Here is a 26447-nt window from a genome sequence, read left to right as displayed (position 1 = left end):
TGCTCCTAGACATCGATGGCGACGATGCGCCGGATCACGTGGATGCCGAGGCATTCGAGCGTGATGATGACGGCCAGGGCGCCCCAGCCCATGCGGGTATGCCACAACTGCGCCATGGCGTCCGGTTCCATGTGGTCGAGCACCAGCATCAGCAAGAGCGGCAGCAGGCCGACGATCCAGGCCTGCAATTTGCCCTGCGCCGTCAGTGCGCGGATCTTGCCTTCGATTTGCAGGCGGCTGCGCACGGTGTTGGCGGTGCGTTCCAGCATTTCCGCCAGGCCGCCGCCGGTCTCGGTGGCGATGCGCATGGCTGAGACCACCAGGATCGTGGTCTGGGTGGGAATGCGGCGCACCAGGCCGTTCAGGCTTTGCTCCAGCGTGACGCCGAGGCGCTGTTCGCGCAGCATCAGCGTAAACTCCTGGCCCAGCGGCGCCGGCGCTTCCACCACCAGCTGCGAGATGGCCATGTTCAGGCTCAGGCCCGCGCGCAGGGCGCCGGCCAGCATCATCAACGCGTCCGGCAATTGCTCTTCGAATTGGCGCAACCGGCGCAGGCGCAGCCACGCGTAGACTGCGCGCGGCAGTAGCGCCAGGCCACCGCAGAAGGTGGCGGCCACCAGCACGCTGCCGCTGGCCAATCCGGCGACAATCGCGCCCAGCGTCATCAGCGCGGCGTGCGCCATGAATATCTTGGTGGGGTCGATAAACAGGAAAAATTCGCGGACTTGAAAACGCGTGCGTTCCGTGAAGTGGGCGCGGTAGCTGGCCATTGTGACGATGCCGATATCGATGACCAGCCAGGCGAGGATGGCGGCAGCCAGCGCGGCGATGCAGGTAATGAACATCAGCATGGAGGTGGCGCTCATGACGGCGCTCCCGGTTTGAAGATGCCCATGTCCAGCGCATTGCCGACGGCGCGCAAGCTCTCGTAGAAGCTGGGCACCATGTCGCAGCCGCTGAAATAGCCGCGCACCTTGTTGCCGTCCGGCGTCGTCACATAGCCCAGATTGACGAAGCGGAACAGTTCCTGCATCTGGAATTTGCCACCCTCCATGCCGGTGATCTCGGTGATGCTGGTGACCATGCGCGTGCCGCAGGCAAAGCGGGTCTGCTGCACAATCAGCTGGATGGCGGCGGCGACCTGTTCGCGGATGGCGGGCAGCGGCAATTCCATGCCGGCCATCAGCACCATGGTTTCCAGGCGCGCCAGCGCGTCGCGCGGGCTGTTGGCATGCAGTGTGGTGAGCGAGCCGTCGTGGCCGGTGTTCATCGCCTGCAGCATGTCGAGCGCTTCGCCGCCGCGGCATTCGCCGACCACGATGCGGTCGGGGCGCATGCGCAGCGTATTCCGAACCAGCTCCCGGATCGGGACGGCGCCTTTGCCTTCGACGTTGGCCGGCCGTGCCTCCAGGCTGATCCAGTGCTCATGGTGCAACTGCAGTTCGGCTGCGTCTTCGACGGTGATGATGCGCTCGCCGGCCGGGATGAAGTTGGACAAAATATTCAGCAGGGTGGTCTTGCCGGACCCCGTGCCGCCGGACACGACGATATTTTTGCGCGCGGCCACGCAGATCTCCAGAAACGCCGCCATCGCGGCGCTGAGCGCCCCCAGCGAGACCATGTCGTCCGCCGTCATCTTGTATTGGGCGAATTTGCGTATGGTCAGGGCAGGGCCTTTCAAGGCCAGCGGTGAAATGATGGCGTTGACGCGTGAGCCGTCTTTCAGGCGCGCATCGACCATCGGCGAGGATTCGTCGATGCGCCGGCCCAGCGGTGCGACGATGCGTTCGATCACGCCCAGCACGGCACGGTCGCTGGTAAAGGTGAGCGGGTGTTTTTCCAGCCGCCCGTGGCGCTCGATGTAGATTTTGTCGAACTGGTTGACCATGATTTCAGTCACGCCGGCGTCCGCCAGCAGTTCTTCCAGCGGCCCCAGGCCCACGGCCTCGTCCAGCACTTGCCGGGCCAGCAGTTCGTGGTCCAGCTCCGGCGGCAGGCTGGCGCGTTGTTCGCGCATGATGTCGTGCAGGTAACGCTGGGTTTCCGCGCGCAATTGCGCGTCGCTCATTTTCGAGACGTCGTGGCGGCGCAGGTCCATGGTTTCCAGCAGGATGGCGTGGAGTCGCTGGCGCCACTCGAATTCGAGCTGCTGCCGCGCCAGCGGGGCGAGTATCAGCGGGTAGCCGTCCTCTAGCGGCTCTGTCCGTTTTTGCTGGGCCAGTTCGGCCGCCAGGCGAGAGGAGTGGATTTCCGCCGTGGCGCGCTGGTTGCGCGCAGCGGCGCTGGCCGAGCGCGAATGTGGCGCCGCCGCCTGCACCGGCTGCACCGCACTGGGCTGGTAAGGCACCTGTAGTTTATACGGGCCGATCCCGATGACGTCGGTTGCGGTCAGCGGCCCATGCTGGGTGGTGACCCGCACGCCGTTGACGCTGGTGCCGGTGTAGGAACCCAGGTCTTCCAGCAGCAGGCCTGAGGGCGTGCGCAGCAGGCGCGCGTGCTCCTTGGCCACCCGCCAACTGTCGAGCCAGATGTCGTTGCTGGTCTTGCTGCCGACCAGGCAGTCGTCCGGCACGTGGACCTGTCTGCCGCTACCGTCGGGGTTGAGGATGTCGACCTGGAACATGCTTGGCTCCCGCTATGGCGCCGGCGCGTCCGGCACGGCCGCCGCCGGCGCCTGGTTGAAGCCGGCGGCATCGGCGCCGGGCTGGAGCGGATTGCTCAGGTAGGGCTGCCGGCCGAGGTTGCGTTCCAGGCGCTCGCCGGCGCGTTGCGTCCGGTCCACCAGGCCGGCGCTGCGGCTGTCGACAATGCTCGGCGTGACGAATACCACCAGCTCGGTCTCCTTGTTTTGGAAGCGCCTGGAGCGGAACAGCGCGCCGAGAATCGGCATGTCGCCCAGCAGCGGCACCTTGTCGATATCGGTACTGCTGTTGCGTTGTAGCAGACCGGACAGAACAATGGTTTCACCCTGCCGGACGTTGAATTCGGTCTTGGTGCGGCGCGTGAGCAGGGCCGGGCCGCTGGCGGTGGAGAGCGAGGCGTCGATCGAGCTGACCTCGGATTCGATGACGGCGCGGATCACACCATTGCTGCCCACTTTGGGTTCGATATCCAGCTTGACGCCGTATGGTTTGAATTGCACGGTCACGCCGTTGATGCTGGCCACCGAATAGGGGATTTCGCCGCCAGCCAGGAAGCTGGCCTTGTAGCCGCTGCGGGTCGACAATTGCGGTTCAGCCAGTACGCTGGCCGTGCCTTTCTGTTCCAGCGCCAGCAGCTGCGCGTTCAGCCCCAGGTTGATGGCGCTGAGGATGGTCAGATTGGACGGTAGCGGCACGTAGCTGCCGCTGCCGCCACCCGGCACGCTGATCGGCGGCGCGTTGGTGTCGCCGGTCCTGACGGTGATCGCGTAGCCGCCGGCGTCGCCGCGACTGGAGGGGGCCCAGATGCCGCCCACGGCCGCGCCGCCGGTGGCGCTCCATTTCAAGCCGAGTTCGCGCAATTCGGTCTTGGGAAACTCGACCACTTTGACGTCCATCATGACCATCTGCTCCCAGCCGATGGGGCTGGTGAAGTTGACGATCAACGGGTAGCGCTTGGCCAGTTCGGCGACCTTATCGCGGTCAGCATCGGACAGTTCGTCGCCTTCGACGACTACCTTGTCGCCCACCACGCTGGCCTTGGCCTTCGGTATCGTCGCCAGGAAGGTCGCGACTTCGCGGGCGTAGCGGCCCATGTCGGCTTGCAGCACCGTGACTTTCACGCGCTGGACGCGGCCGTCCTGGTGCCACAGGAACAGGGTCGAGTTGCCGGCGCCGTTGGCGAAAATGATGACGTCCTTGTCGTCCAGCGCATTGGCGGTGATGACCTGGCCGTTGCCCACGGCGATGCGCGCGATGCCGGGCGCCGGGAACACGCGCGACTCGCCGGTGAACAGTTCAAGTTCCGGCGCCGGCTCGGCATCCTCCTGCTTTTTGATGGGGGCATAGCGTTCGGCTGGTTGGCCCTGCGTGACGCGCTGTGGCGGGGTTTGCGCGTGCGCGCCGGCCATGGTTGTTATCAGCAGGACGGAGAGCCAGTTGCGGAAAAGGCTGTTCATGAGCACTGTCCAAAAAAGGGCGTGAGAGTGCGGCGCGCGGCGGTGCCGGGCGGTCACGTTGCGTCGTCAGGTCAGGGTGACGTGGTCGATGTGGCGCCGGCTGGCGGCGGCGCGGCGACCGGCGGCGGTGGAGATGGCGCCGCGCCGGATCGGTAGCGACCGAGATGCAAGGCTTCGGGCGGGAATTTCGCGCCGCTGCCGCCGTACAGCACGGGGACGCCGGTTGCCTGGCGGGACGGCCGCGCGACCGGCTGGGCGCCAAACAAGGCGTCCAGGTCGTAGCGCTGGTTGCCGGTGGTTGGTTTGTCGGCTGGGTTCCTGAGCAAGGCGGTAAGCTTGCCGGATTCCCGCGCGATGATGATGTTCCTGGCCTGGTCCGGCGTGGCGTCCAGCGTCACGGTGGCGAACTGCATGCGCTCACCGCTTTTCGGATCGTCGACCGAGCGCTGGCCGGTGGCCATGACCTGCATGCCTTGTAACAGCGGCAGCACCAGCTTCTTGCCGTTTTGGTCCATGCTGAACATTAGGTCGATCAGGTCGCCTGGTTCCAGCATGCCGGAAATGGAGTTGATTTCATCGACCACGACGGTGATGGCGCGCTGGCCGTTCTGCAGGCGGGCGGAAAAGGTCGGCGCCCGCTTGCCCGCCATCTGGCTCCACATAATCATCTCGCCCGGCTTGACTGGAAAGGCGATGGCGCCGCCATCGATGCGCCCGAAGTCGGCCGGCAGCACCGCGCCCGAGTGCGCATACTCCACCGGTATCTTGCGGACGGCGAGGTTGGCGTTCGACAGGATGGTGTGTGGCGCCAGTTCGGTCTTGGCCACGACGACGCTGACGGTCTGATGCTGGTTGCGTGCCGCAATCTCGGCCACCTGCGTGCTGAGAAAGCTGCGGGTGGCGACGGCGGCCAGCAGACCGATGGCGAGCGCGGTGCCAAGCACGGCCCACGTTTTGTTCACCTTGGAGAGCGCGGGGAGTTTGAGTTTCATGATTAGCCCGGAAGAGAAATGGCGTAGCTGAAATCCTGGTAGGCCGTTTTGAAGGCATCGAGTAGCTGCTTGAGGACGCTGCTATCGCCGCTCATGCCGATACCGAGCGCGAGGGCGAGGGCGGCGCACACGATGACGAATTCCATGCTGGACTGGCCATCTTGAGCGCGATGATGCATCGGGTGGCGTGTCATTTCGCGGGCTCCAGTTCGGTGACGGTGTTCAGGACGATGGCGGTGTTGCCGCTGGCTTCGCGATAGACCACCGCAACGGCTTGGGCGCCGGGGCGCGCGAAAAACAGGGTGGCGCCCGGTCCTTGGGGCTGGCGCCTGGAGATGGTTGTCGGCGCCGTCGCAGCAGCAGCGCGTTCAAGCCGGTAGCCCTCGGCTTCCAGCATCCGCCTGAGATGCTGGACGTTCAGTTCCACGCCCAGGGAATTACTGAGTGTCACGGCGTCACTGCGGCGCTGGGCATCGACGGAACTCATGTGGCTCAGCAGCGTGGAACCGGCAGGAAAGCGGGAGAGCAGGTGCTGGCTAGTCTGCCTGGCAGCGTCAAGCCCACTCATCGCCGCGCTCAGCCTGGTGACCGCCACCACGCCGCGCGTGCCGGCGGCAGCCGGTTCAAGCTGGACCGTGGCGTAGAACTCGCCCAGCGCCCGCCCCAGCACCAATTTTTCGCCTTGCGTGGTTTCGACCAACGGATGCCCCAGGCTGGCACGGAACAGCGCCGCCACTTGCGCCGGCGGTTGGCTGGACAGCACGCCGCGCATGCGCAGCGGCAGGCCGTTGACCGTGACCTCGTCGCCCATGGCGAAGGTAGCTATGCCTTGAGGGATGGGCACGGTCGGCCATGTCTGCGCGGCTGACGCGGCGGCGCCGTGCATCAGCACGACAGCCAACAGGGTGCGAACCTGTCTGAAGGCCAGCCGTCCGACGGTTGCGATGGTTCTTCTGCGTTGCGAGTCCATATTGCTGGTCCTTGCCTACTTGAGCCGGTCGGCTGGTACGACGTCGGTCCAGAACCCGAGTTCGCCCAGCTTGGGACCGGCAATATGGCCCGCTTCGACCAGGACGACACTGCCGTTGACCACCGAGGCGATGGCGCGCAGTTTGGTGGCGGGGACCAGCACGCCGCTGTCGAGGCGAGACTGCACCTGCGCCGGTGACTTGGCCGCCCAACCGTCAATGACGACGCTGGTGTGGCGGCTCAGCGTCAGGTCGATGCTGTCGAGCGGCTTGTACGCAGTCAGGCCGGCGGGCATATTGGCCAGGCGGACCGTGACGTTCGCGGTGTAGATTCCGCGGCTCTCAAGGCCCAGCTTCTCCGCAGTGTGAATGCCGACCGAGCTGGCCACGATGCCGTTGAACGGCTTGCCGTCGTTAGCGGGGGTGAACCCGTCGTCGTGGGTGGCTTTCTGGTCGGGGCCGAAGCTGACCGCCACGTCGCTGTTGAAATCGGCAATCAGCGCGGCGCCGTCGGGACCACGCCAGAACAGGTTCTGGTGGGCGAGAAAATTGCCGGCCACATCGCCGGTCTTGATCGGGGCGTTGGCGTTGCCGAAAAAGCGGCGCCGCACTTCACCCGCCAACTCCGCCGGCGTCTTCCAGCTGCTCTGGACGTCATTGCGCGTCATCGCCTCGAAGGTCACGTAGCGGCTGGCCATGGCGACCTGGCTGGCGACGTCCTGGTATTTGGCAATGACCGGCAGTAGCAGGTACAGCGGCACCAGCGCCGCAGCGAGGACGAGAAATTCAGCCAAGGCCTGGCCATCGCAACGCGCGGTCTTCATGGGCGCACTCCGGTATCGGTAATGCGGAAACCACCGGCCAGATAAGGCGTGAATACGGCGCCATTGACCAGCGTGTCCAATTTTGCGCTGGTGGCCTGGAGTTTGAAGCCCGATGTGGCGCTGTCTTCTTCGAGTGTCATCGCCGATTGCTGCGTGGTGCTGGGCGAAGTCGACGCCGGGAAGGTGCCGCCGCGGGATAGGCAAACGGTGCCGTCCGGGTTCAACGGACTTTTCCTCACCTCGCACTCGATGCCGAGGATGGTCTTGCGTTCCCCGGTCCCGGACGGCGGGTTGGTGCGGATGGCTTGCGCCATGGCGGCCATGGCGGGGTTGCTTGCTGCGTCGCGCTGGATGGCGGCAATTTGCCCTGCGCTCAAGCCAGGACGGCGGATGGGCGGCCTGGCGCTGGCTTGCCCGGTAGCGTCACAGGCGCCGTGGGCGGTCTTCTTGAGCAGGTCGATATCGCAGATTCCCTGGCTGGAGAACAGGCTGGCGCCGCTCAGGCGGGTCTCGATCAAGCTGCAATCGCGCTGGTTGACGCCGTAGGTCAGTGCGCTGGTGTAGTGGATGGTTCGGTTGATGGCGGAATACACGTCGCTGCGTTGGCTGTCGATATGGTCCGGCCATGCACGCGGCGGGTTGGATGGCATGCCCGCCGCGCTATTGCGCCGCACGCAGTCCTCGACTTCGGCGTGCAGCATGGCCAGCCGCGCGGCGTTGTCTGGTCGTCCGACCAGATAGCCCTGCAAGCTGACCAGGTGTACCTTGACCGGCGTGCCCTGCGCGCCGAGCTGCGCATGCGGCATCGGCGCCCTCGCCATATCCTCCTCGGCCTGTGTGCTGGCGCGGCCGGCCAGCGACACTGCGCAGAGGCAGAGAACCAGCAAGCGAAACAGGGTGTTCATCGTGGACCTCCCAAGGTCATTGCCAAGGCCATGTCGGCTGACGAGGTGGAAACCAGATGCGCCTGCCAGTACGGGTTGAACAGGCTGGCGAGTTCGGTCTTGCCGTCCGCGCGGCCGCTGGGCCGTTCGAAATAAACCTCCGAGGTGGCGACTGCCGCCAGCACGTCGCCAGCGGCGTGGCCGGCGATGGCCAGCCTGCCGCTCGGTTTGACGTCCGACGCCGCATCCGAGGTTTTCAATTGATCCTTGGCCCGCGTCAGGCGTATGGCGAATTTCAGGCGCGGGTTCGGATCGGTGGAGGTGTACGTCAATGCCGCCGTCGAGATGTCGTAGAAAGTGGGCAGGCCGCTGTAACCCCAATCGGTGCTGCTGGCCGCAGCGCTGGCGGCGGGATTGTCGGCGCGCGAGTTGCCATAGCTGGCGCCGGCGTCGTCGGGCGACCCGTTGGCCGCTGCCTGCGTGCCGTAGCCGAGCGCCATCTCGCTGTCGTCACAGGTGGGCAGGTGGAAAATGCCGTGCGTGTGCCAGGTCCACTGGTGCAGGGACGCCGTGTCCATGGCTTTCCACTCGTCGAAGTCGACCAGCTCGGTGCCGCCGCGACGGCGGAAGGCGGCCTTGTTGCCGAGAATGCAGGCGAAGTTGTTGGCCGACGTCCAGGAGCGCTGGCTAACGAAGGCGTCCCGGTTGGCGGACGCCACCACCGCGTCCTTCAGGCGGCCGCGGTCCTCGCCCGAGTAGGCATGAATAAAGGTGTCGTCGTCGAATTTGACGAAATTATCGGTGAGGGGAATGGTGTCCACGTGGACGGCGCCGTCGCCAGCATAGTTGGCATCGGCCACCTGCTGCATCAGCAATTTTCTTTCGATCAAAAAGGTGGCTGCCATATTGGCCTGCGCGCCTTGCAGGATAGCCTTGGCGACTTCGGATGCGACGACGGTGGCCTGTGCGGCGGCCTGGACGCCTGCATCCACCGTCTCGGCGGTGACGTCGGCGCCATACAGGCTGAGCAAATAGCACACGGGAATATATTCGGTCAGCGCCAGGGCCACGGGCACCGAGTAGTAGGTATAGCAGCTGAGCGGCGGCACGTTTTCGGTATGCTTGACCACGTGCGCCGACCAGGAGGCAATGCTGACCGCTTGCGCAATCATGACCTCGTTGGCCATCAGCGCGCGGTTGGTATAGGCGTCAAAATTCAGCGCCCGAGCATGCAGGATGCCAGCGCTGTACGCCACGGCGTCGGCCGTGTTGACCAGTTTGGTTTTTTCAGCGGTGAGCTGGCCGGTATTGAAGAGGAACATCAGGGCGGCCAGGCCGCCCATGAGAACGAAGATGCCGTAGATGAGCGCCTGACCCTGCTGGCAGCGTTGCGCGATTCTGGCCGTGACGGATGAATGTGCCGATTTCATGGTACGAATGGCGTTGCGCGTGGGATGATAGACGGACGCTCAAGAGAGTAGGCCGGTGATTTGGTCGAGGCGGAGCGGCTTAGTTCTGGGTGCCGGTGGTGGCCTGGTCGCCATAGGTGGAAAGCGAGTTCTTCGCGGTGTCCTTCGCAGCCGTCTCGGCCTTGGTGGCGGCATCGCCCGCCTTGGTGATGGCAGTACTGCCGTTTTTGCCGGAGACTTCCAGCGCGATGCCGGCCGTCTGGTTGCGTATGGTGGCGCCGAAAAGCTGGTAGACCGCGATGGCGGCAACCGCGATGAGGGCGACGATCACGATGTATTCGGTCATCCCCTGACCGCGTTGTTGCCGTGATGATTTGAGTTTCCGCATGACAGGTTTCATTTTAAATACCTTTCGTTTGAGAAAAAACAAATAGTGAACGATTAACCTTGAAGCATGCTTATGCTATGGCTTTTTTGATAAGCTGGTTTGATCGGCGTCAAGCCAGCTAGAGATCGGAGGAGGGGGAATTGGCGGTCACGGCAGGCGGCGCGCGGGCGGTGTGGTGGAGACCCGGCCGCGCGCACCGGCGCGGTTTTACACGGCGCAGTAGCGCTCCTGGATGGCCGGATCGGCCAGCATGGCGTCGGCCCGTTCGGTGTAGACGATGCCGCCCTGGTCGAGCACATAGGCGCGGTCGGAAATGCCCAGCGCCGCCTCCACGCTTTGCTCGACCAGCAGGATGGTCTTGCCCTGGCGCTTGAGCTGTTGGAACAGGTCGAACATTTCGTCGACCAGCACCGGCATGATGCCTTCGGACGGCTCGTCCAGCAGAATCATGTCGGGATCGGCCGCCGTGGCGCGGGCGATGGCCAGCATCTGCTGCTCGCCGCCCGACATGGTCACCGCCGTCTGGCCCAGCCGCTCCTTGAGGCGCGGGAAAGTCTCGGCGATGCGTTCGATGATGTCCTTTTCCTGCGCCAGCTTGCCGGAGGCGACGATGCCCAGCCGCAGGTTTTCCAGCACCGTCATGCCGGGCACGATGCGGCGCTCTTCCGGCACATAGGCCAAACCCAGTCCGAAGCGCTGGTGCGTCGCCAGGCCCAGCAGGTTGACGCCCTTGAACGACGCCTCGCCGCTGGTCTTTTTGATCAGCCCCATGATGCTCTTGATGGTGGTGGTCTTGCCGGCGCCGTTGCGGCCCAGCAGCGACACCACCTCGCCGCGCTGCACGTCGAGGCTGACGTTTTGCAGGATATGGCTGGTGCCGTACCAGGCGTTCAGGTTTTTAATGGTCAGCATAATAGTTCCTCAGTGTTGGCCCAGGTAGACGCGCTTGACTTCGTCGTTGGCGCGGATGTCGTCCGGCTTGCCGGTGGCCAGCAGTTCGCCGTGGTGCAGCACCACGATGCGGTCGCTGATGCCCATCACCATCTTCATCTTGTGCTCCACCAGCACCACGGTGCGCTCGGCGGCCAGTTGCACGATCAGGTCCATCATGGACCGGGTTTCCTCGGGGCTCATGCCGGCGGTCGGCTCGTCCATCAATAGCAGCTTGGGATCGGCGGCCAGGGCAATCGCGATTTCCAGTGCGCGCTGCTGGCCGTGCGCCAGCTCGCGCGCCGCCCGCCGCGCATGCGCACCCAGCCCGACCAGCACCAGCAGTTCCCGGGCGCGGTCGTCCAGTGCCAGCGCGGCGCGCCGGCTCCAGAAATTCAGCCGGCCGACGCGCGCCTGCAAGGCAATGCGCACGTTCTCCAGCACGCTGAAGGCCGGGAAGATATTGGTGATCTGGAACGACTTGGAGACGCCGACGTGGGCGAACTCATGCTGCTTCAAGCCCGACAGGTCGCGCTGCTCGAACACCACCCGGCCCTCGGACGGCGGGAAGGTGCCGGACAGCAGGTTGAAAAACGTGCTCTTGCCGGCGCCGTTGGGGCCGATGATGGCGGTCAGCTTGCCGCGTTCGAAGCCGACCGAGACGTTGTTGAGCGCGGTGAAGCCGGCGAAGCGGCGCGTCAGGTTTTCGGTGCGCAGGATCAGGTCAGCGGTCATGGAGTTTCTCCAGCAAAGTGCCCCACACGCCTTTGGGGAAGAACAGCACAAAGAAGATAAAGATGGCGCCGACGTACAGCTGCCAGTGTTCGGTCCATTGCGAGAACAGGTCCTGGATCAGCAGGAACAGCGCGGCGCCAATGAACGGGCCGAAGAAGGTGCCCATGCCGCCCAGCAGGCAGATCATCACCACCAGCCCCGAGGTCTCGTAGTGCAGGCTTTCGATGGCGACGCTGGACAAATGAATGGCGTTGAGCGCCCCGGCCAGGCCGCAGATGGCACCGGACAGGATGAACGCCAGCAGCTTGGTATGTTCGACATTGAAGCCGCAGGCGCGGGTGCGCGCCTCGTTCTCGCGGATCGCCTCGACCACGCCGCCGAACGGCGAGGCCAGCACGCGCGACAGCGCGAACAGGGTCAGCGCCACCAGCGCCAGGAAGGCATAGTACTTGGTGGTCGGATTGAGCAGGTCCAGCGTCACGCCGACCAGGTCGATGCTCGGCAGGTTGACGCCGCGCAGGCCGTTCTCGCCGCCGGACAGCGGGAACTGGTAGACCAGGAAGTACACGCACTGCGACAGCGCCAGCGTGACCATGGCGAAGTAAATGCCGCGGGTGCGGATCGCCAGCAGGCCCATCGCCAGCGCCAGCACGGCGGAGGCCAGGATGGCCAGCGGAATCGCGGCCCACCACCCCAGCCCGGCGTGGGCGATCAGGATGCCGGCCGTGTACGAACCCAGCCCCAGGAAGGCGGCGTGGCCGAACGACAGCATGCCCATGTAGCCGAACAGCAGGTTGAAACCGACGCCGTACAGGCCGTAGATCAGGATGTTGATCGCCACCGACTGGTTGGGCAACAGCCACGGCAGCGCCATCAGGGCAAGCACGGACGCCAGCGCGCGGTGGTGGCGCAGCAAGGCCAGCGGACGGGCGGCAACGCTGGGCGGCGCCAGGAATTCGGATTTTGCATGCATGATTTTCACCTTTTAACTCATCAGGCCGGGACGGCCGAACAGACCCTGCGGACGCACCAGCAGCACCACCGCCATGATGACGAACATCGATACCTTGGCGGCCTCCGGAAAGAACAGCACGGCCAGGCTCTCGACCACCCCGACCAGCACGCCGGCGACGATGGCGCCCACCAGCGAGCCCATGCCGCCGACCACGGTGACCACGAAGGCGACCGTCAGCACCGGGCCGCCCATTTCCGGGCTGATGCCCTGCATCGGCGCCGATAAAAAGCCGGCCAGGCCGGCGATGCCGGTGCCCAGGCCGAACACGATCAGCCACACCTTGGCGATATCGACGCCGAGGATGCGGACGATCTGCGGATCGCGCGCGCCGGCCCGCACGATCAGGCCGAACGAGGTCTTTTCGATGAACAGCCACAGGCCGAACAGCACCAGCGCCGTGACGCCGATGACGAACAGGCGGTACAGCGGGAACTGGCCGATCAGGATATCGGCCGAGCCTTGCAGCAGTTCCGGCGTATCGACCGGCAGGCCCTGCTTGCCGAAGGCGATGCGCACCAGTTCCACCATCACATAGGCCAGCCCGAAGGTCAGCAGCAGCGGATAGTCGATGCCGCGTCCGTACAGCGGCCGCACCAGCACGCGCTCGACCGCCATGCCCAGCGCGCCGACCAGCAGCGGCACCAGCACCAGGCACAGCCAGAAATTCGGTTCCAGCTGGTACAGCGCGTAGCCGGCGTAGGCGCCGACCATGAAGAATGCGCCGTGCGCAAAGTTGACGATGGTGAGCATGCCGAAAATCAGCGACAGTCCCACCGCCAGTAACACGTAGACCGCGCCCAGCGCCAGTCCGGTAAACAGCTGTAGTCCCACCAGCTCAAGGGTGATGCCTTCCATGATGCCTCCTGCGGATAGGGTGGGATTACTTGTGGCCGAGTTCGGCGCAGCTGCGCAGCGCGGCGGTCGACGCCGGCGCCACGCGCAGCACGGTAAACAGGTCGTTGGCATCCTTGGGCGCCGGCTTGGGAGCGATCACCAGCACCGATTGCACCGACTGGTGGTCGCAGCTGCGATAGAACTGCGGCCCCTTGTAGGTGTCGTACTGCAGGCTGGCCAGCTGGTCGACCACCTTTTCGGTGTCGCTGCTGCTGGCTTCCCTGACCGCCATCAGCAGCGACTTGACGGCGGAATACGCCATCGAGCCGTAGTCGGACGGCAGCGCGCCATGGTTGGCGGCCTGGTAGCGCTGGTTCAGCGCCTTGGCCGAAGCAATCGTGTCCTGCAGCTGCCAGTAGTAGGAACTGCCGCCGATGACGCCCTGGTAGACATTGGCACCGGCGGCGATGCGCGAGGTGTAGGTCAGGATCGGCGTGACGAAGCGAATCGACTTCTTCAGCCCGAAGTCGCCGGCCTGCTTGATGGAAATCTGGTTGTCGCGGCCGAAGTTGTTGAAGACCAGGATGTCCGGCTTCAGCGCCATCAGGCGCGGCAAGAAGGTCGAGTAGTCGGTGGCGCCCAATGGGTGTTTGATCTCGCCGACCACGGTGGCGCCGACTTCATTGGCGACCCGCGTGAAGCCGCGCGTCATTTCCTGGCCATAGGCATAGTCGGCGGTCAGGAAGGCGATGCGCGCGCCCTTGGTGAAGGCGTAGTGGCCCACCGCCTGGGTGGTCATGTGCGGATTGAGCGACTCGTGGAAGGTGTAGCGCGAGAAGTCGGCCGCTTCGTTGATGGCGTCCGACTGGCTGATCGAAATGTACAGCACCTTGCGCTGGCGGGTGACGTTGTTGACCGCCAGCTGGGTGGCGGCCGACAGGCTGCCGACGATGAAGTTGACGTGGTCTTTTTCGATCAGCTCCAGCGCGCGGGTGGCGGCCTCGGCCGGGTTGAGCTTGTCGTCGCGCACCAGCAGTTCGGCCTTGCGGCCGTTGAGTCCGCCGGTGTCGTTGAATTCCTTGATGGCCAGTTCGGCGTTGTGGACCTGGTCCTTGGCTTCGGCGCCGTAAGGGCCGGTCAACGGCACCGGCAGGCCGATGCGGATCGGCGTGGTTTGCGCGTGGGTGGCGGCCGAGAAGGTGGCGGCCAAGGCGAAGCAGGCCGCGCCAGCGAGCGGGCGGAATGGGTGCATGAATGTCTCCTTTGTTTTTTAGTGAGCGGTTGATAAATAATCGAATGTACAGACCACGATGTCAAGAAAATCTTTCATTTTTCTGCTTGCTAGTTATCGATCGATAACTTATATTGGGTCAAACATCATCAACAATGGAGGAGCACATGGGTATCAGAAAACTGGGGCATTACTCGATCCGCACCGGCGACCTGGAGGCGTCGCGGCGGTTCTACACCGAGATGCTTGGGCTGCGCGAAGGCTTCCGCCCGCCGTTCAAGTTTCCCGGCATCTGGTTGTACGACAGCAACGATGAAGCCGATTTCGGCGTGGTGCACATCATCGGCATCGACGCCAACGATCCGCAGGGTTTGAAGGACTACCTGGGCGACAAAGACGAGGCCAGCCTGTTCGGCACCGGCGCGGTCGACCACGTGGCCTTCCTGGCCACCGACCTGGCAGCGATGCGCGCCAGGCTGCATGAACGGGCGCTGGATTACACCGAGCGCACGGTGCCGTCGCTGGGGCTGTACCAGGTATTCATTACCGATCCCAGCGGCGTGACGATCGAGATGAACTACCCGCATGCCGAGGCGCGCGCCCTCGGCCTGGCATAACCACACGACGGAGGAGACCATGAAACGTGTAGCGATTATCGGCGGCTCGCTGGGCGGGCTGTTTGCAGCCAACCTGCTGCACCGCGCCGGCTGGGATGTGCAAGTCTATGAACGGGTCAACGAGCAGCTGGCCGAACGCGGCGCCGGCGTGGTGACGCATCCGGAACTGTTCGAGATCCTGGCCCGCATCGGCATCGGCGACGACAAGATCGGCGTGGAAGTGCCGTCGCGCATTACGCTCGACCACGCCGGCGCGGTGATCGGCGAACATCCGCATCCGCAGATCCTGACGGCCTGGGGACGTCTGTACGCGCTGCTGCGCGCGGCATTGCCGGAGCAGCGTTACCACTGCGGCAAGCACCTGGTGGACCTCACCCAGACGGCCGAACTGGTCAAGGCGCACTTCGTCGACGGCACCACGGCCGAGGCGGAACTGCTGATCGCCGCCGACGGCATCCGCTCGTCGGTGCGCCAGTTGCTGGCGCCGGAGATCGCGCCGGCCTACGCCGGCTACATCGCCTGGCGTGGCCTGGTCGAGGAGCATACCCTGAGCGCGGCAACGCATCGGCAGTTGTTCGGCCACTTCGGCTTCTGCCTGCCGCCGCGCGAGCAGATGCTGGGCTATCCGGTGGCCGGTGCTTTCAATGCGATGGAAGCCGGCAAGCGCCGCTACAACTTCGTCTGGTACCGTCCGGCCGATGAGGCCGAGGTGCTGCGCCTGTCGACCGACGCCGCCGGCCATGTCTACGAAAAAGGCATCCCGCCGCCGCTGATCGCGGCCGGCGTGATCGGCGAAATGCGGGCGGCGGCGGAACAGACGCTGTCGCCGCAGTTTGCCGAAGTGGTGGCGCGCACCGTGCAGCCGTTCTTCCAGCCGATCTACGACCTGGAGTCGCCCAGCCTGGTCTACGGCCGCGCGGTCTTGCTGGGCGATTCGGCCTTCGTCGCCCGGCCGCATTGCGGCATGGGCGTGACCAAGGCGGCCGGCGACGCGCTGGCGCTGACCGAATGGCTGGGCAAGCTGCCGGTGGACGCGGCGCTGGCCGGCTACTCGGCCGAGCGGGTCGCCTACGGCAGCGGGATCGTCGCCCACGCCCGCCACCTGGGCGCCTACATGCAGGCGCAATTGCGCACCGAGCAGGAAATGCGCATGGCGGAACGCTACCGCACGCCGGCAGCGGTGATGCGTGAGACCGCAGTGCCGCCCGGCGCGCATCTTGCCGGCGCCTGACGGCCGGCGCCGCCTGTCGTCGGGCGAACGCGAGCAGCAGATTGTGCAGCAAGCCATTGGCTACTTCGCCAACCATGGCTTTGCTGCCAGCACGCGCGAGCTGGCCAGGGAGCTGGGCATCTCGCAGCCGCTGCTGTACCGTTATTTTCCCAGCAAGGAGGCGCTGGCCGAGCGCGTGTTCAAGGAAGTGTACCTGTCGCGCTGGCAGCCGGCATGGGACCAGTTGCTGGCTGACCGCAGCCTGCCGTTGCGCGAACGCCTGCAGCGCTTTTACCGCGAATACGCCGGCGTCATCCTCAGTAGCGACTGGATCCGGATTTTCATCCAGGCCGGGCTGACGCATGAGGGCATTAACGTGCGCTATCTGGCGCGCTTGCGCGAGCAGGTGTTCGATGTGGTGCTGGCGGAATTGCACCGGGAATTCGCGGTGGCCGCAGCAACGCCGCAACAGCACGAAGACGAGATCGAATTCATCTGGGGGCTGCACGCCGCCATTTTCTATATCGGCGTGCGCAAATGGGTGTACCGGCTGGATGTGCCGGAACAACTCGACCGGCTGGTCGCGCGCCAGGTCGAGGACTTCATGGCCAGCGCGCCGCTGGTATTGCGCCAGCTGCGCCAGCCGCCGCAGTAGCGCGTTACAAGCCCAGCACGCGACGCGCGTTGCCGCCCAGGATGGCCGCCTTGTCGGCCTCCGACAGCGCCGGCGTGTCCAGCACATGCTGGACTGGCTTGGCGGCCCACGGGAAGGGATGGTCCGAACCCAGCATCACCTGCGACACGCCGACCTGGCGCACCAGGGTGGCCAGCGCCTCCGGCGTGAACACCAGGCTGTCGAAGTACAGCTGGTTGACGTATTCGCTCGGTTGCTTTTTCAGCGCCGGACCGTGCGCGCAGGCGCCGGGATTGACGAAGCAGCCGTGGTCCATGCGCGCGGCCGAGGTGGGCAGATAGCCGCCGCCGTGCGCACTGCAGAGTTTCAACTGCGGATACTTGTCCAGCACGCCTTCAAAAATGAAGTGCTGCAAGGCCACGGTGGTTTCGAGCGGATAGCCGATCACGTTCGGCATCCAGCCGTTGCCGGCAAAGTGTTTGGCCATTTCCGGCGTGCCGGTCGGGTGGATGAACAGCGTGGCGCCGAGCGCCTCGGCCTTGGCCCACACCGGATGGAAGCGCGGGTCGGCGAACGGGACCCCGGCCACGCTGCCGCCGATGGCCGCGCCGCGCAGCCCCAGCTGTTTTACCGCGTACTCCAGTTCCTGCGCCGCCAGGTCGGGATGCTGCAGCGACAGCGAGGCGAAGGCGGCAAAGCGGTCCGGCCGGGCGGCGCACAGTTCGGCCAGTTTGTCATTTTGCAGGCGCACGATGCCGGCCGACAGCGCGCGCGGCTGCTCGTACCAGAATGGATTGATGCTGAGCACCTCCATGTCCACGCCTTGCGCATCCATGGCGGCCAGCCGCTCGGCCACCACCAGCACGTTTTCCTGGCCGCCGCGCATGGTCTTCGGATACAGCGAAAACACATCCATGCCCATCAAGGCCAGCGCTGCCGGGATCATGCAGTGGGCGTGGACGTCGATGGTCTTGACCGGCGCGCCGTTGAGCATCAGCGGCACGCCGGGCGTAGCGCCGGCTGCGGGCGGCCGCAGCGGCCCATGGACGCCGCAGCCGACCATGACGATGCCGCCGATGCTGGCGGCGCCGTGTTTGATGAATTGTCTCCTGCTTGTCATTGTGCTTTCCTGGTGGTTGTAAAAGTATTTAATAATAGATCGATCAATTAATTCGCGTCGCCGGTTTTCGCTGTTTGCTGTGTAAACGAGACAAAAAATGACGGGAGCGCGGTTTATGTTTGCTAATTCAAATTATCGAACGATAATTAAACTTCATAAAAAATCGGAGGAGACATGAAATATCCTGGTATTCCGGCAGCGCTGGCGCTGCTGCTGTCGGGGGCGGCGTCGGCGCAATCGTCGGTGCAAATGTACGGCGTGCTGGACATGTGGGCCGGCCGCTCCGAGACCAGCGCCGGCGGGCCGGCTTCGAGCGTGGTCAATAGCGGCGGCCTGCAAACTTCGTACTGGGGCTTCGGCGGCGCGGAAGACCTGGGCGCCGGACTGAAGGCGATCTTTGCGGTGGAAGGTTATCTGCTGCTCGATACCGGCACCGGCGGCCGCACCACCACCGACGCGCTGTTCGCCCGCAATGCGTACCTCGGCCTGCAGGGCGCGGCGGGCGAGCTCAAGATCGGTCGGGTGCTCAATCCGCTGTTCGTCGCCACCGCGCAGTCCAATCCCTTCGGCGGTTCGATTCGCCTGGGGCCGCTGCTGGCGCAGGTCTGGTCGGTGCCGATGGGCCGCACGGTGTATGGCGACACCAGCTGGGATAACGCGATTGCATACACCACGCCGGTGGCTGGCGGCGTCAAGCTGGCCACCATCATCGGCCTCGGCGAGACCAGTTTCGGCACCCGCACCAACAACGTCGGCGCCACCGCCACCTATGAGCAGGGGCCGTGGATGGCGACGCTGACGGCGCAGCGCGTGCGGGTGGGGCCGGGGCTGGCCACGGTGGGCGAGTCGGAGCAGCGCACTTATTTCGCCGGCGCCAGTTACAACCTCGGCCTCGCCAAGCTGTTCGCCTCGTGGAATACGGCGATCAACCAGGTCGAGCGCGGCAAGGGCAAGACCGCCCAGGCCGGCGTCGCGGTGCCTGCCGGACCGGGCAGCATCCTGCTGTCGTGGGCGCAAACCCGCAGCAGTGGGGCGCCGCTGGCCGACACCCGGCGCGACACGGGCGCGCTGGGCTATCAGTACGCCCTGTCCAAGCGTACCGAGCTGTATGCGGTGTTCCAGAACGACAAGCTGAGCAGCGCGAGCCTCGGCAAGACCTACGCGGTCGGCATGCGGCTCAGGTACTGAGCATGGTCGTCAGCCGCGCCAGGACAGGGCGGCGGGTGGTTCGCTGGACTCGATGTTGAGCAGCTCGGCCAGCGCCTTGACGGTCTGGCGTTTGTAGACGGTCTTGCCGGCGTCGCGCAGCGCTTCGCCTGCGCGCGAGGCGGCACAGGCGGCGGTCGCGTACAGGGTCAGCGGCGTGCGGCCGATTAACAGCGGCTGGCCCACCGCCGCCATGGTCAGCTGCATCGACTTCAGCGTGAACAGCAGCGCCGAGCGGATGAAGATGACGGCGTCGAGCCGGCCGACCTGCAGCATCTGCACGCTCTGGCGGTAGGAATTGGTGTCGTACTTGATGATGTCGGTGGAGGCGGCGAATTCCGCCGCATATTCCGCATTGCGCAGGCGGCCCACCACTTTCCCCTTCAGGTCCGCCATTGCGCGCAGCACCGTGCCGGGACGGCCGACCACGATGATGTCCTCCAGCGACAGCGGCGCCAGCCGGATGGCGACCCGGTCCAGCTGGTCGGCCTGCAGCGCCACCATCAAATCCACTTGCCGGTGCTGCAGCAGCAGGGCGCCGCGCGGATACGGCAGCAGCCGCAGTTGCAACTCGACCCCGCTCAGCACCGACAGCGCGTCCGCGGTGTCGACCAGGATGCCGGACTGCACGCCGTCGGCGGTGGTCGACGCCCAAGGCATCAGCTCGATCAACGCCAGCGACAGCGGTGCTGGCGGCGACGGCGGCGCGCTGCGCGCCGCCAGCGGCAGGCCCAGCAGTGCAGCGGCAAGGCCGAGCGACAGCTCGCGGCGCTGTGGGTTGGCGCTATCCGTGGCAGTCGGTATCTGGTTCATCGGCCCTGTCCTTCGCGGTTGTCGGCGGCATCCTTCCAATATAGCTGATCAATAGATTAATTAAAGGCGACATTCAGTCCCCCTGGCCGGGCGGGAGGCGCTCCATGCCGGATTTTCTTGTACCATGGATACACACCGGATACGGAGGGTACGTGGGACTGAATAATTTTGGCGAAATTGCGACCTTTATCGCGGCCGTCAACGCCGGCAGCTTCAGCGTGGCGGCGCAGCAGCTGGGCGTCACCCGGTCCGGCGTCGGCAAGAGTATCGCCAGGCTGGAAGAGCGCCTGAATGTTCGCCTGATCAACCGCACCCCGCGCAGTCTCAGCCTGACTGATGACGGCGCCGCGTTCTACAAGCGCTGCGTGCAGCTGATGGACGACCTGGAAGACGCTGAACTGGCCATGGCCGAACGCAGCGGCGCGCCGCACGGCCGACTCAAACTCAGTTTGCCGCTGGCGCTGGGGCACGCCCACGTGTTGCCGGTGATCGACGGCTTCCTGGCGCGATGGCCGAATGTATCGGTGGAGGTCGGCTTCACCGACCAGTGCGTCGATCTGATCGAAGAGGGCGTCGATGTCGCGCTGCGGGTCGGCGCGCAGCTGCAGGACTCCGACCTGATCGGCCGCACCGTGGCGCAGCAGCGCATGGTGTTGTGCGCGGCGCCGGCCTACCTGGCGCGCCACCCGGCGCCCGCCGCGATCGCCGACCTCAAGCAGCACCAGTGCCTGTTCTACATCAGTGGCGGCAAGCCGCAGCCGTGGGTGTTTTACGACGACGAGCTGGAAGTCGAATTCAGCGCCGCCAGCCAGCTGGCCATGAACAGCACCGAGGCGCTGCGTCTGAGCACGCTCGATGGCGCCGGCGTCGGCAACCTGCCGGCCTACCTGGTCGAGCACGACCTGCGCGCGGGACGGCTGCAGGCGCTGCTGCCCGGCCACAAGCGGCCGCGCATCCCGATCCGCGTGTTGTACCCGACCCGGCAGCATCTGTCGCCCAAGGTCAGGCTGTTCATCGATGCGCTGATCGCCGCCTGGGGTGACGTGCCGCCGTGGGAGCGCGAACGGCCCGCGCCGGGCTCGCCGGTGGACGTCGCGTAGACGGCCGGGCGACACGGGCCCACCGGCAATACTGGAAGCATGCCGCGCGGAAAAACATCTTGCAAATTATCAAGTGATAATTTAAGCTTGGCGGTTTGTACGCAAGGTCATGAGCATGAATATCCGACTTACTTTTCAGCAGAAGCTCTGGTTGCCCCTGGCCGCCAGCCTGTTGTGCCTGGTGGCGATTGCCGCCATGCTGGTGTTGAACGCGCGCCACATGCGCTATGAAGAACGCAAGCTGGCCCTGGCCAACCTCGACCAGGCGGCGCTGAAGCAGATCGAGCGCTTTGCCGCCGACGCCCAGGAAGGCCGCATCACCGAAGACGAGGCCAGGCAGCGCGCGCTGCGCGCGATGAAGGCGATCCGCTTCGGCGAAGACGGCTACATCGCCATCAACGGCATGGATGCGCATGCGATCCAGAATCCGGTGTTCCCCGACTACGACGGCAAGGACATGAGCGGTTTCCGGGATGCCAACGGCATTTACGTCTACCGCGAACTGGCAAAAATCGGCAACTCCGCCAGCGGCGAGGGCTTTCTGACCTACCTGTGGCTGCGGCCCGGCCAGCACGCCGCCTCGACCAAGTTGAGCCGGATTGTTGCCTACAAGCGCTGGGGCTGGGTGCTGGTGGCGGGCATGTATATCGACGACATCGACAAGGATTTCTATGCCTCGCTGACCACCGTCGGCCTGATGCTGCTGGTGGCGGGCGCCATGCTGACGCTGATCGTGCTGGGCATTAACCGCAGCCTGCAGCGCGCGCTCGGCGGCAGTCCGGAATATGCGATCGCCGTGGCCCAGCGCATCGCCGGCCAGGATCTCAGCGTCGTGGTCAAGACCGCGCCGGGCGATCGCGGCAGCCTGCTGTTCGCCATGCAGACCATGCAGGCCAGCCTGGCAGGGATGATCGGCGCCATCCGCGACAGCGCCGAAGCGATCGCTTCTTCGTCAGAAGAAATCGCCGCCGGCAACCTGGACCTGTCCGCGCGCACCGAGCTGCAAGCGAGCACGCTGGAGGAAACGGCGGCGTCCATGGAGCAGTTTACCAAGGCGGTGGCCCAGAATGCGGAAAATGCGCGTGTCGCCAGCGATCTGGCGGTCAGCGCGTCGGACGTGGCGCAACATGGCGGCGGCGTGGTGAAGGAAGTCACCAGCACCATGGCGGCGATCCATGCCAGCGCCGCCAAGATCGAAGACATCACCGGCGTCATCGATGGCATCGCCTTCCAGACCAATATCCTGGCGCTCAACGCGGCGGTGGAAGCGGCGCGCGCCGGTGAGCAGGGCCGCGGCTTCGCGGTCGTGGCCAGCGAGGTCCGCAATCTGGCCCAGCGCAGCGCCAGCGCCGCCAAGGAAATCAAGAGCCTGATCGACGACTCGGTGCAGCGGATCGGCGCCGGCGCTGTGCTGGCCGGCAAGGCCGGCGAGACGATGGAGAAGGTGGTCGGCAGCGTCACCCGCGTCAGCGCAATTGTGGCCGCGCTCTCCGCCGCCTCGCACGAGCAGCGCACCGGCATCGGCCACGTCAACATCGCCATCACCGACATCGACAGCGCCACCCAGCAGAACGCGGCGCTGGTCGAGCAGGCGGCGGCCGCCGCCGGCAGCCTGCGCGACCAGGCGGCGGCGCTGACCGGCATGGTCAGCAGCTTCCGGCTGCAGCTGCGCTGAGGAGGTTAGCGCCAGCGTCCCCGCCATGTAGACTTTTTGTCGCCGCCGGCAGCTTGATATTGATCGGATGATCAATTAATGTGAGCAGATGCCACCGCCGGTGGCGCGCCGATGTCTAAAAAGGGAATGGTATGAAAAAGATCACGTTCAAGCAAAAGCTCTGGTTGCCGCTGGTGGCCAGCCTGGTGTGCCTGTGTGCGATTTCAGTGTTCCACGTCATGGAGGCGCGTGACTTGCGCTACGCTGAGCGCAAGGCCGATCTGGCCGACGTCGCCAAGGCGGCCCTGACCATCGTGCAGGGCCTGGCGGCCGACGCCGCAGCCGGCAAGCTGAGCGAGGCCGAGGCGCAAACCCGCGCCAAGGCCGTCCTGAAGAGCATCCGCTACGGCGAGGATGGTTACCTGGTGATCATCAGCATGGACGCGCGGCCGATCCAGAATCCGGCGCGTCCCGACAACGATGGCAAGGATCTCAGCGATTTCACCGACCCCAACGGCTTCCACGTGTTCCGCGAAATTTCCCGCACCGCCGCAGGGGCGGCCGGCGAGGGCTATCTGTCGTATTTCTGGCTGCGCCCGGGGAGCGCCGCGCCGTCCGAAAAACTCAGCCGTATCGTCAGCTTCAAGCCGTGGGGCTGGGCCCTGGTGACCGGTTTATATGTGGATGATATCAACCAGGCGTTCTACGCCTCGTTGCAGAAAGTCGCGCTGATGGTCGCTGCCGTCTGCCTGCTGCTGTCGGCGATTGTGATCGCGGTCAACCGCAGCCTGCATCGCACCATCGGCGGCAGTCCCGAATACGCGGCCGAGATGGCCTTGCGGATCGCCGCAAAAGACTTGAGCGTGGCGGTCGTCACCGACGCCGGCGACCAGACCAGCCTGTTGTCGGCGATGAGCCGGATGCAGCACAACCTGGCCGGCATGATCGGCGACATCCGCGGCAGCGCCGAAACCATCGCGGCGGCCTCGTCGCAGATCGCCACCGGCAACCTGGATCTGTCGAGCCGCACCGAGATGCAGGCCGGTTCGCTGGAAGAAACCGCCGCCTCGATGGAGCAGCTGACCCAGGCGGTGGCGCAGAACGCCGAGCATTCGGCCGAGGCCAACGCGCTGGCCGAGGCGGCGGCCGGGGTGGCGCAGCGCGGCGGCCAGGCGGTCACCGAGGTGGTCAGCACCATGGCCGCCATCAACGCCAGCGCCACGCGCATCGAGGCGATCATCGGCACCATCGACGGTATCGCCTTCCAGACCAATATCCTGGCGCTCAACGCCGCCGTCGAAGCGGCGCGCGCCGGCGAGCAGGGCCGCGGCTTCGCGGTGGTGGCGACCGAGGTGCGCAGCCTGGCGCAGCGCAGCGCCGCGGCGGCCAAGGAGATCAAAGTCCTGATTGATGACGCCGTGCGCAATATCGGCACCGGCACGTTGATGGTGGAGCGGGCCGGCGCCACCATGGGCGAGGTGGTCACCAGCGTCGACCGTGTCACCGGCGTGATGGCGGCGATCAGCGCGGCCTCGGCCGAACAGCGTACCGGCATCGGCCACGTCAACACGGCGATCACCGAAATGGATAGCGTCACGCAGCAGAACGCGGCGCTGGTGGAGGAGGCCGCAGCCGCAGCCGCCAGCCTGCGCGACCAGGCCGGCGCGCTGTCGGAGATGGTCGGCAGCTTCCAGCTGACGGCGCCGCCGGTGGCCACGGCGGCCAATGCGGCCGGCGCGCCGCTGTCGCGCAGTGCCATGCAGCGCCAGTCCGGGCGCAAGGCGGTCCCGCAACTGGCGCTGGTCTGAGCCAGGGGCGGCAGGGGCGGCGTCATTGCCGCCTTATTTGTCAAATGATCGACGGCTGGCTATACTTGGCGATTCTTTACTGAGAGCCAGACATGGCAACGCCCGCCACCAAAAAAGCTGCTGCCCGCACTCCCACCACGGCGCCCACGGCGCCGACGCCGCGTCTGGCGCCGGAAGAGCGCGAGCAACTGATCGTCCAGAAAGCCATCCGCTATTTCGCGGAATATGGTTTCGGCGCCAGCACCCGCGATCTGGCCAAGGAGATCGGCGTTTCGCAACCGTTGTTGTACCGCTATTTCCCCAACAAGCAGGCGCTGGCCGATCGCGTGTTCGAGGAAGTCTACCTGTCGCGCTGGAATCCGGAGTGGGAAGAAATCCTGGCCGACCGCAAGCGCCCGCTGGCCGACCGCCTGCACCACTTCTACCAGCAGTACAGCAAGGTCATCCTGCAGCGCGACTGGATTCGCATCTTCATCCACGCCGGCCTGTCGCGCGAGGGCATCAACCACCGTTACCTGACCCGGCTGCGCGAGCGCATCTTCAACGTGGTGCTGGCCGAGCTGCGCCGCGAGTTCAAAGTCGCCGAGCCTACCGCCCAGCAGTACGAGGATGAAATCGAGTTTGTGTGGGGACTGCACGCGGCGATTTTCTATGTCGGCATGCGCAAATCGGTGTACGGACTGGCGGTGCCGCAGGATATCGAACGCCTGATCGACCAGAAACTGCATGCCTTCATGGCCAGCGCCCCGTCGGTGCTGAAGAATATCCGTAAATAATCCCTCTCCCTCCCTTGCGGGAGGGCAAGCTTTGCGACCTGCGCAAAGGTGATTTCGGCAGCGTTGGGATTCTCCGCATTCCGGCCTTCGCCTAGACTGGCCACATCCCTAACCGACCAGGATGTGCGATGTCCAACCTTGCTTATAACAAGCTGTTCCAGAGCGACGGCATGACGCTGGGGCTGATGACGCCGGCGGCGCGCAAGCCCGGACAGCGCGCCGATGTGGTGCTCGAACTGGCGGTTGCCACGCGCGCCGACCGCTACGGCTTTGCCGCCCTGTGGGCTAGCCAGGCGCCGCCGCAATCGGCCACCGAGGGCAGCCACCCGATACTCGACGATCCCTTTGTGTGGCTGGCCGCCATCGGCGCCGCCGCGCCCGGTGTGGCGCTGGCTGCGCAACTGGACCTGCCGCGCCACGGCATGACGCAATGGCTGGCCGGCGCCTGCTCGTTACAGCGCATGAGCTGTGGCCGTTGCGTGCTGGGCGTCAGCGGCGCCGACCACACCGAAGCGGCGCGCCTGCGGCTGGAGGCGGCGCTGGGGGACCGCGGCGGCGAGCACGTGCCGGTGCTGCATATCGACGGCCATGCCGCGCGCCAGCCCATGGTGCGGCCCTTGTTGCTGGAACTCGACGAGCGCGCCAGCGCACCGGCGCAAGCATCGCGCCAGGGATTCCGTGGCGGCCGCATTGCGTTGTCCGGCGCGCTGGAGCGGCTGGCCGAGGCCGGCGTCGGCCACGTGCTCCTGCATCTGGTGCGCAATGGCCGGCCGGTGCTGGATGTGATCGATGAATTGGGCACCGAAGTACTGCCGCGCCTGTCTGTGGGGGTGTCGTCATGAGCCAGCCGCTCGTTCATGCCGGGTCCGCGCCCGCCTGTCCCAGCCAGCGGCGGCTGGCCCGCGCGATCGAGCTGTCGGTGCGTGGCACCGAACTGCTCAGCGACAGCAACGCGCTGTTGCGGCGCATTGCCGAAATATCGCAGCGCACGATCGAAGCCAATTACCAGTACACCCAGCTGTTGCTCGACTGGAGCAGCAGCCAGGGCGGTCAGCACCCGCTGCAGGCGCAGCATGATCGCCGGGCATCGCATGATGCCGCCTGGCGCATTGCCCGGCGGGCCACCCGGGCGGCGCTCGATATCGGCGCGCTGGTCGACGGCGTGGCGCCGGCCTGGCGGCGCGGCGTCACCGCACCGGG

The 26447-nt window shown here is 65.6% G+C and carries 27 protein-coding genes; 10 read left to right on the top strand and 17 right to left on the bottom strand.

The genetic code is table 11. The features are described 5' to 3' along the window. Positions 1–5 precede the first annotated feature (5 nt). From GTP69_RS22435 to GTP69_RS22370, 15 genes are all read right to left on the bottom strand, one after another. Complete coding sequence (locus GTP69_RS22435; RefSeq protein ID WP_161056951.1) at positions 6–866, bottom strand: type II secretion system F family protein; 861 nt, start codon at positions 864–866, stop codon at positions 6–8. Continuing rightward, positions 863–2623, bottom strand: a complete 1761-nt coding sequence (locus GTP69_RS22430) for a TadA family conjugal transfer-associated ATPase (RefSeq protein ID WP_161056950.1) — start codon at positions 2621–2623, stop codon at positions 863–865. Before GTP69_RS22430 ends, GTP69_RS22435 begins: the two co-directional genes overlap by 4 nt. 12 nt (positions 2624–2635) lie before the next feature. Then, positions 2636–4099, bottom strand: coding sequence for a type II and III secretion system protein family protein (locus GTP69_RS22425; protein ID WP_161056949.1), 1464 nt, complete (start codon positions 4097–4099; stop codon positions 2636–2638). Positions 4100–4170: 71 nt separating this feature from the next. Continuing rightward, positions 4171–5091 (bottom strand): Flp pilus assembly protein CpaB, encoded by a 921-nt coding sequence (gene cpaB, locus GTP69_RS22420; protein ID WP_161056948.1) that lies wholly within the window; start codon positions 5089–5091, stop codon positions 4171–4173. Positions 5092–5093: 2 nt separating this feature from the next. Beyond that, positions 5094–5285, bottom strand: a complete 192-nt coding sequence (locus GTP69_RS31135) for a hypothetical protein (RefSeq protein ID WP_202424531.1) — start codon at positions 5283–5285, stop codon at positions 5094–5096. Beyond that, positions 5282–5935 (bottom strand): hypothetical protein, encoded by a 654-nt coding sequence (locus tag GTP69_RS22415; protein ID WP_161056947.1) that lies wholly within the window; start codon positions 5933–5935, stop codon positions 5282–5284. Before GTP69_RS22415 ends, GTP69_RS31135 begins: the two co-directional genes overlap by 4 nt. Before the next feature lie 141 nt (positions 5936–6076). Next, a complete protein-coding gene (locus GTP69_RS22410) occupies positions 6077–6883 on the bottom strand; it encodes a hypothetical protein (RefSeq protein WP_161056946.1) in 807 nt (268 codons plus the stop codon). Then, complete coding sequence (locus GTP69_RS22405; RefSeq protein ID WP_161056945.1) at positions 6880–7788, bottom strand: hypothetical protein; 909 nt, start codon at positions 7786–7788, stop codon at positions 6880–6882. The genes GTP69_RS22410 and GTP69_RS22405 overlap by 4 nt, the downstream gene beginning before the upstream one ends. Continuing rightward, the gene (locus tag GTP69_RS22400) at positions 7785–9197 is read right to left on the bottom strand and encodes a pilus assembly protein TadG-related protein (protein WP_161056944.1); all 1413 of its coding nucleotides are present in this window, start codon (positions 9195–9197) and stop codon (positions 7785–7787) included. The genes GTP69_RS22405 and GTP69_RS22400 overlap by 4 nt, the downstream gene beginning before the upstream one ends. Positions 9198–9276: 79 nt before the next feature. Next, entirely contained in the window at positions 9277–9576 is a 300-nt protein-coding gene (locus tag GTP69_RS22395) for a hypothetical protein (RefSeq protein ID WP_371868063.1), read from the bottom strand. Positions 9577–9771: 195 nt separating this feature from the next. After that, complete coding sequence (locus GTP69_RS22390) at positions 9772–10476, bottom strand: ABC transporter ATP-binding protein (RefSeq protein WP_161056942.1); 705 nt, start codon at positions 10474–10476, stop codon at positions 9772–9774. Positions 10477–10485: 9 nt separating this feature from the next. Next, a complete protein-coding gene (locus GTP69_RS22385) occupies positions 10486–11229 on the bottom strand; it encodes an ABC transporter ATP-binding protein (protein WP_161056941.1) in 744 nt (247 codons plus the stop codon). After that, positions 11219–12202 (bottom strand): branched-chain amino acid ABC transporter permease, encoded by a 984-nt coding sequence (locus GTP69_RS22380; RefSeq protein ID WP_161056940.1) that lies wholly within the window; start codon positions 12200–12202, stop codon positions 11219–11221. Before GTP69_RS22380 ends, GTP69_RS22385 begins: the two co-directional genes overlap by 11 nt. 12 nt (positions 12203–12214) lie before the next feature. Continuing rightward, positions 12215–13099 carry a branched-chain amino acid ABC transporter permease gene (locus tag GTP69_RS22375; RefSeq protein WP_161056939.1) on the bottom strand — a complete coding sequence of 295 codons (885 nt, stop codon included), beginning with the start codon at positions 13097–13099 and terminating at the stop codon, positions 12215–12217. A 25-nt stretch (positions 13100–13124) separates the two neighbouring features. Then, the gene (locus GTP69_RS22370; protein WP_161056938.1) at positions 13125–14330 is read right to left on the bottom strand and encodes an ABC transporter substrate-binding protein; all 1206 of its coding nucleotides are present in this window, start codon (positions 14328–14330) and stop codon (positions 13125–13127) included. A 146-nt stretch (positions 14331–14476) separates the two neighbouring features. Here GTP69_RS22370 and GTP69_RS22365 point away from each other — a divergent pair, with 146 nt between their 5' ends. The 3 genes from GTP69_RS22365 to GTP69_RS22355 are packed head-to-tail and all read left to right on the top strand — an operon-like array spanning position 14477 to position 16791. Continuing rightward, positions 14477–14926, top strand: a complete 450-nt coding sequence (locus tag GTP69_RS22365) for a VOC family protein (RefSeq protein ID WP_161056937.1) — start codon at positions 14477–14479, stop codon at positions 14924–14926. A 19-nt stretch (positions 14927–14945) separates the two neighbouring features. After that, positions 14946–16157: an FAD binding domain-containing protein gene (locus GTP69_RS22360; protein ID WP_161056936.1), complete on the top strand. Its 1212-nt coding sequence runs from the start codon at positions 14946–14948 to the stop codon at positions 16155–16157. Beyond that, positions 16144–16791: a TetR/AcrR family transcriptional regulator gene (locus tag GTP69_RS22355; protein WP_202424530.1), complete on the top strand. Its 648-nt coding sequence runs from the start codon at positions 16144–16146 to the stop codon at positions 16789–16791. Before GTP69_RS22360 ends, GTP69_RS22355 begins: the two co-directional genes overlap by 14 nt. Before the next feature lie 4 nt (positions 16792–16795). Here the strand turns inward: GTP69_RS22355 and GTP69_RS22350 are convergent, their stop codons facing one another. Then, a complete protein-coding gene (locus tag GTP69_RS22350) occupies positions 16796–17890 on the bottom strand; it encodes an amidohydrolase family protein (RefSeq protein ID WP_161056934.1) in 1095 nt (364 codons plus the stop codon). Between the two features lie 174 nt (positions 17891–18064). Between GTP69_RS22350 and GTP69_RS22345 the strand changes: the two genes are divergently transcribed. Next, entirely contained in the window at positions 18065–19078 is a 1014-nt protein-coding gene (locus tag GTP69_RS22345) for a porin (RefSeq protein ID WP_161056933.1), read from the top strand. A gap of 9 nt (positions 19079–19087) precedes the next feature. Here the strand turns inward: GTP69_RS22345 and GTP69_RS22340 are convergent, their stop codons facing one another. Beyond that, positions 19088–19909 carry a substrate-binding periplasmic protein gene (locus GTP69_RS22340; RefSeq protein ID WP_161056932.1) on the bottom strand — a complete coding sequence of 274 codons (822 nt, stop codon included), beginning with the start codon at positions 19907–19909 and terminating at the stop codon, positions 19088–19090. A 152-nt stretch (positions 19910–20061) separates the two neighbouring features. Between GTP69_RS22340 and GTP69_RS22335 the strand changes: the two genes are divergently transcribed. The 6 genes from GTP69_RS22335 to GTP69_RS22310 form a co-directional block, all read left to right on the top strand. Beyond that, positions 20062–21009: a LysR family transcriptional regulator gene (locus GTP69_RS22335; RefSeq protein ID WP_161056931.1), complete on the top strand. Its 948-nt coding sequence runs from the start codon at positions 20062–20064 to the stop codon at positions 21007–21009. Positions 21010–21124: 115 nt separating this feature from the next. Then, positions 21125–22684 (top strand): methyl-accepting chemotaxis protein, encoded by a 1560-nt coding sequence (locus GTP69_RS22330; protein WP_161056930.1) that lies wholly within the window; start codon positions 21125–21127, stop codon positions 22682–22684. 131 nt (positions 22685–22815) lie between these two features. Beyond that, positions 22816–24471 (top strand): methyl-accepting chemotaxis protein, encoded by a 1656-nt coding sequence (locus GTP69_RS22325; protein ID WP_161056929.1) that lies wholly within the window; start codon positions 22816–22818, stop codon positions 24469–24471. Positions 24472–24563: 92 nt separating this feature from the next. Next, the gene (locus GTP69_RS22320; protein ID WP_161056928.1) at positions 24564–25247 is read left to right on the top strand and encodes a TetR/AcrR family transcriptional regulator; all 684 of its coding nucleotides are present in this window, start codon (positions 24564–24566) and stop codon (positions 25245–25247) included. Positions 25248–25375: 128 nt separating this feature from the next. Continuing rightward, positions 25376–26089, top strand: a complete 714-nt coding sequence (locus GTP69_RS22315) for an LLM class flavin-dependent oxidoreductase (protein ID WP_161056927.1) — start codon at positions 25376–25378, stop codon at positions 26087–26089. Further along, the coding region (locus GTP69_RS22310) for a hypothetical protein (RefSeq protein ID WP_161056926.1) at positions 26086–26447 on the top strand (362 nt) is incomplete at its 3' end. The genes GTP69_RS22315 and GTP69_RS22310, both read left to right, overlap by 4 nt.

This window comes from Duganella levis (assembly GCF_009857605.1).
In the GTDB taxonomy this organism is placed as follows: Bacteria; Pseudomonadota; Gammaproteobacteria; order Burkholderiales; family Burkholderiaceae_D; genus Rugamonas; species Rugamonas levis.
Note: the sequence above shows the minus strand (reverse complement) of the source record. Positions and strands in the feature narration are given on the sequence as shown.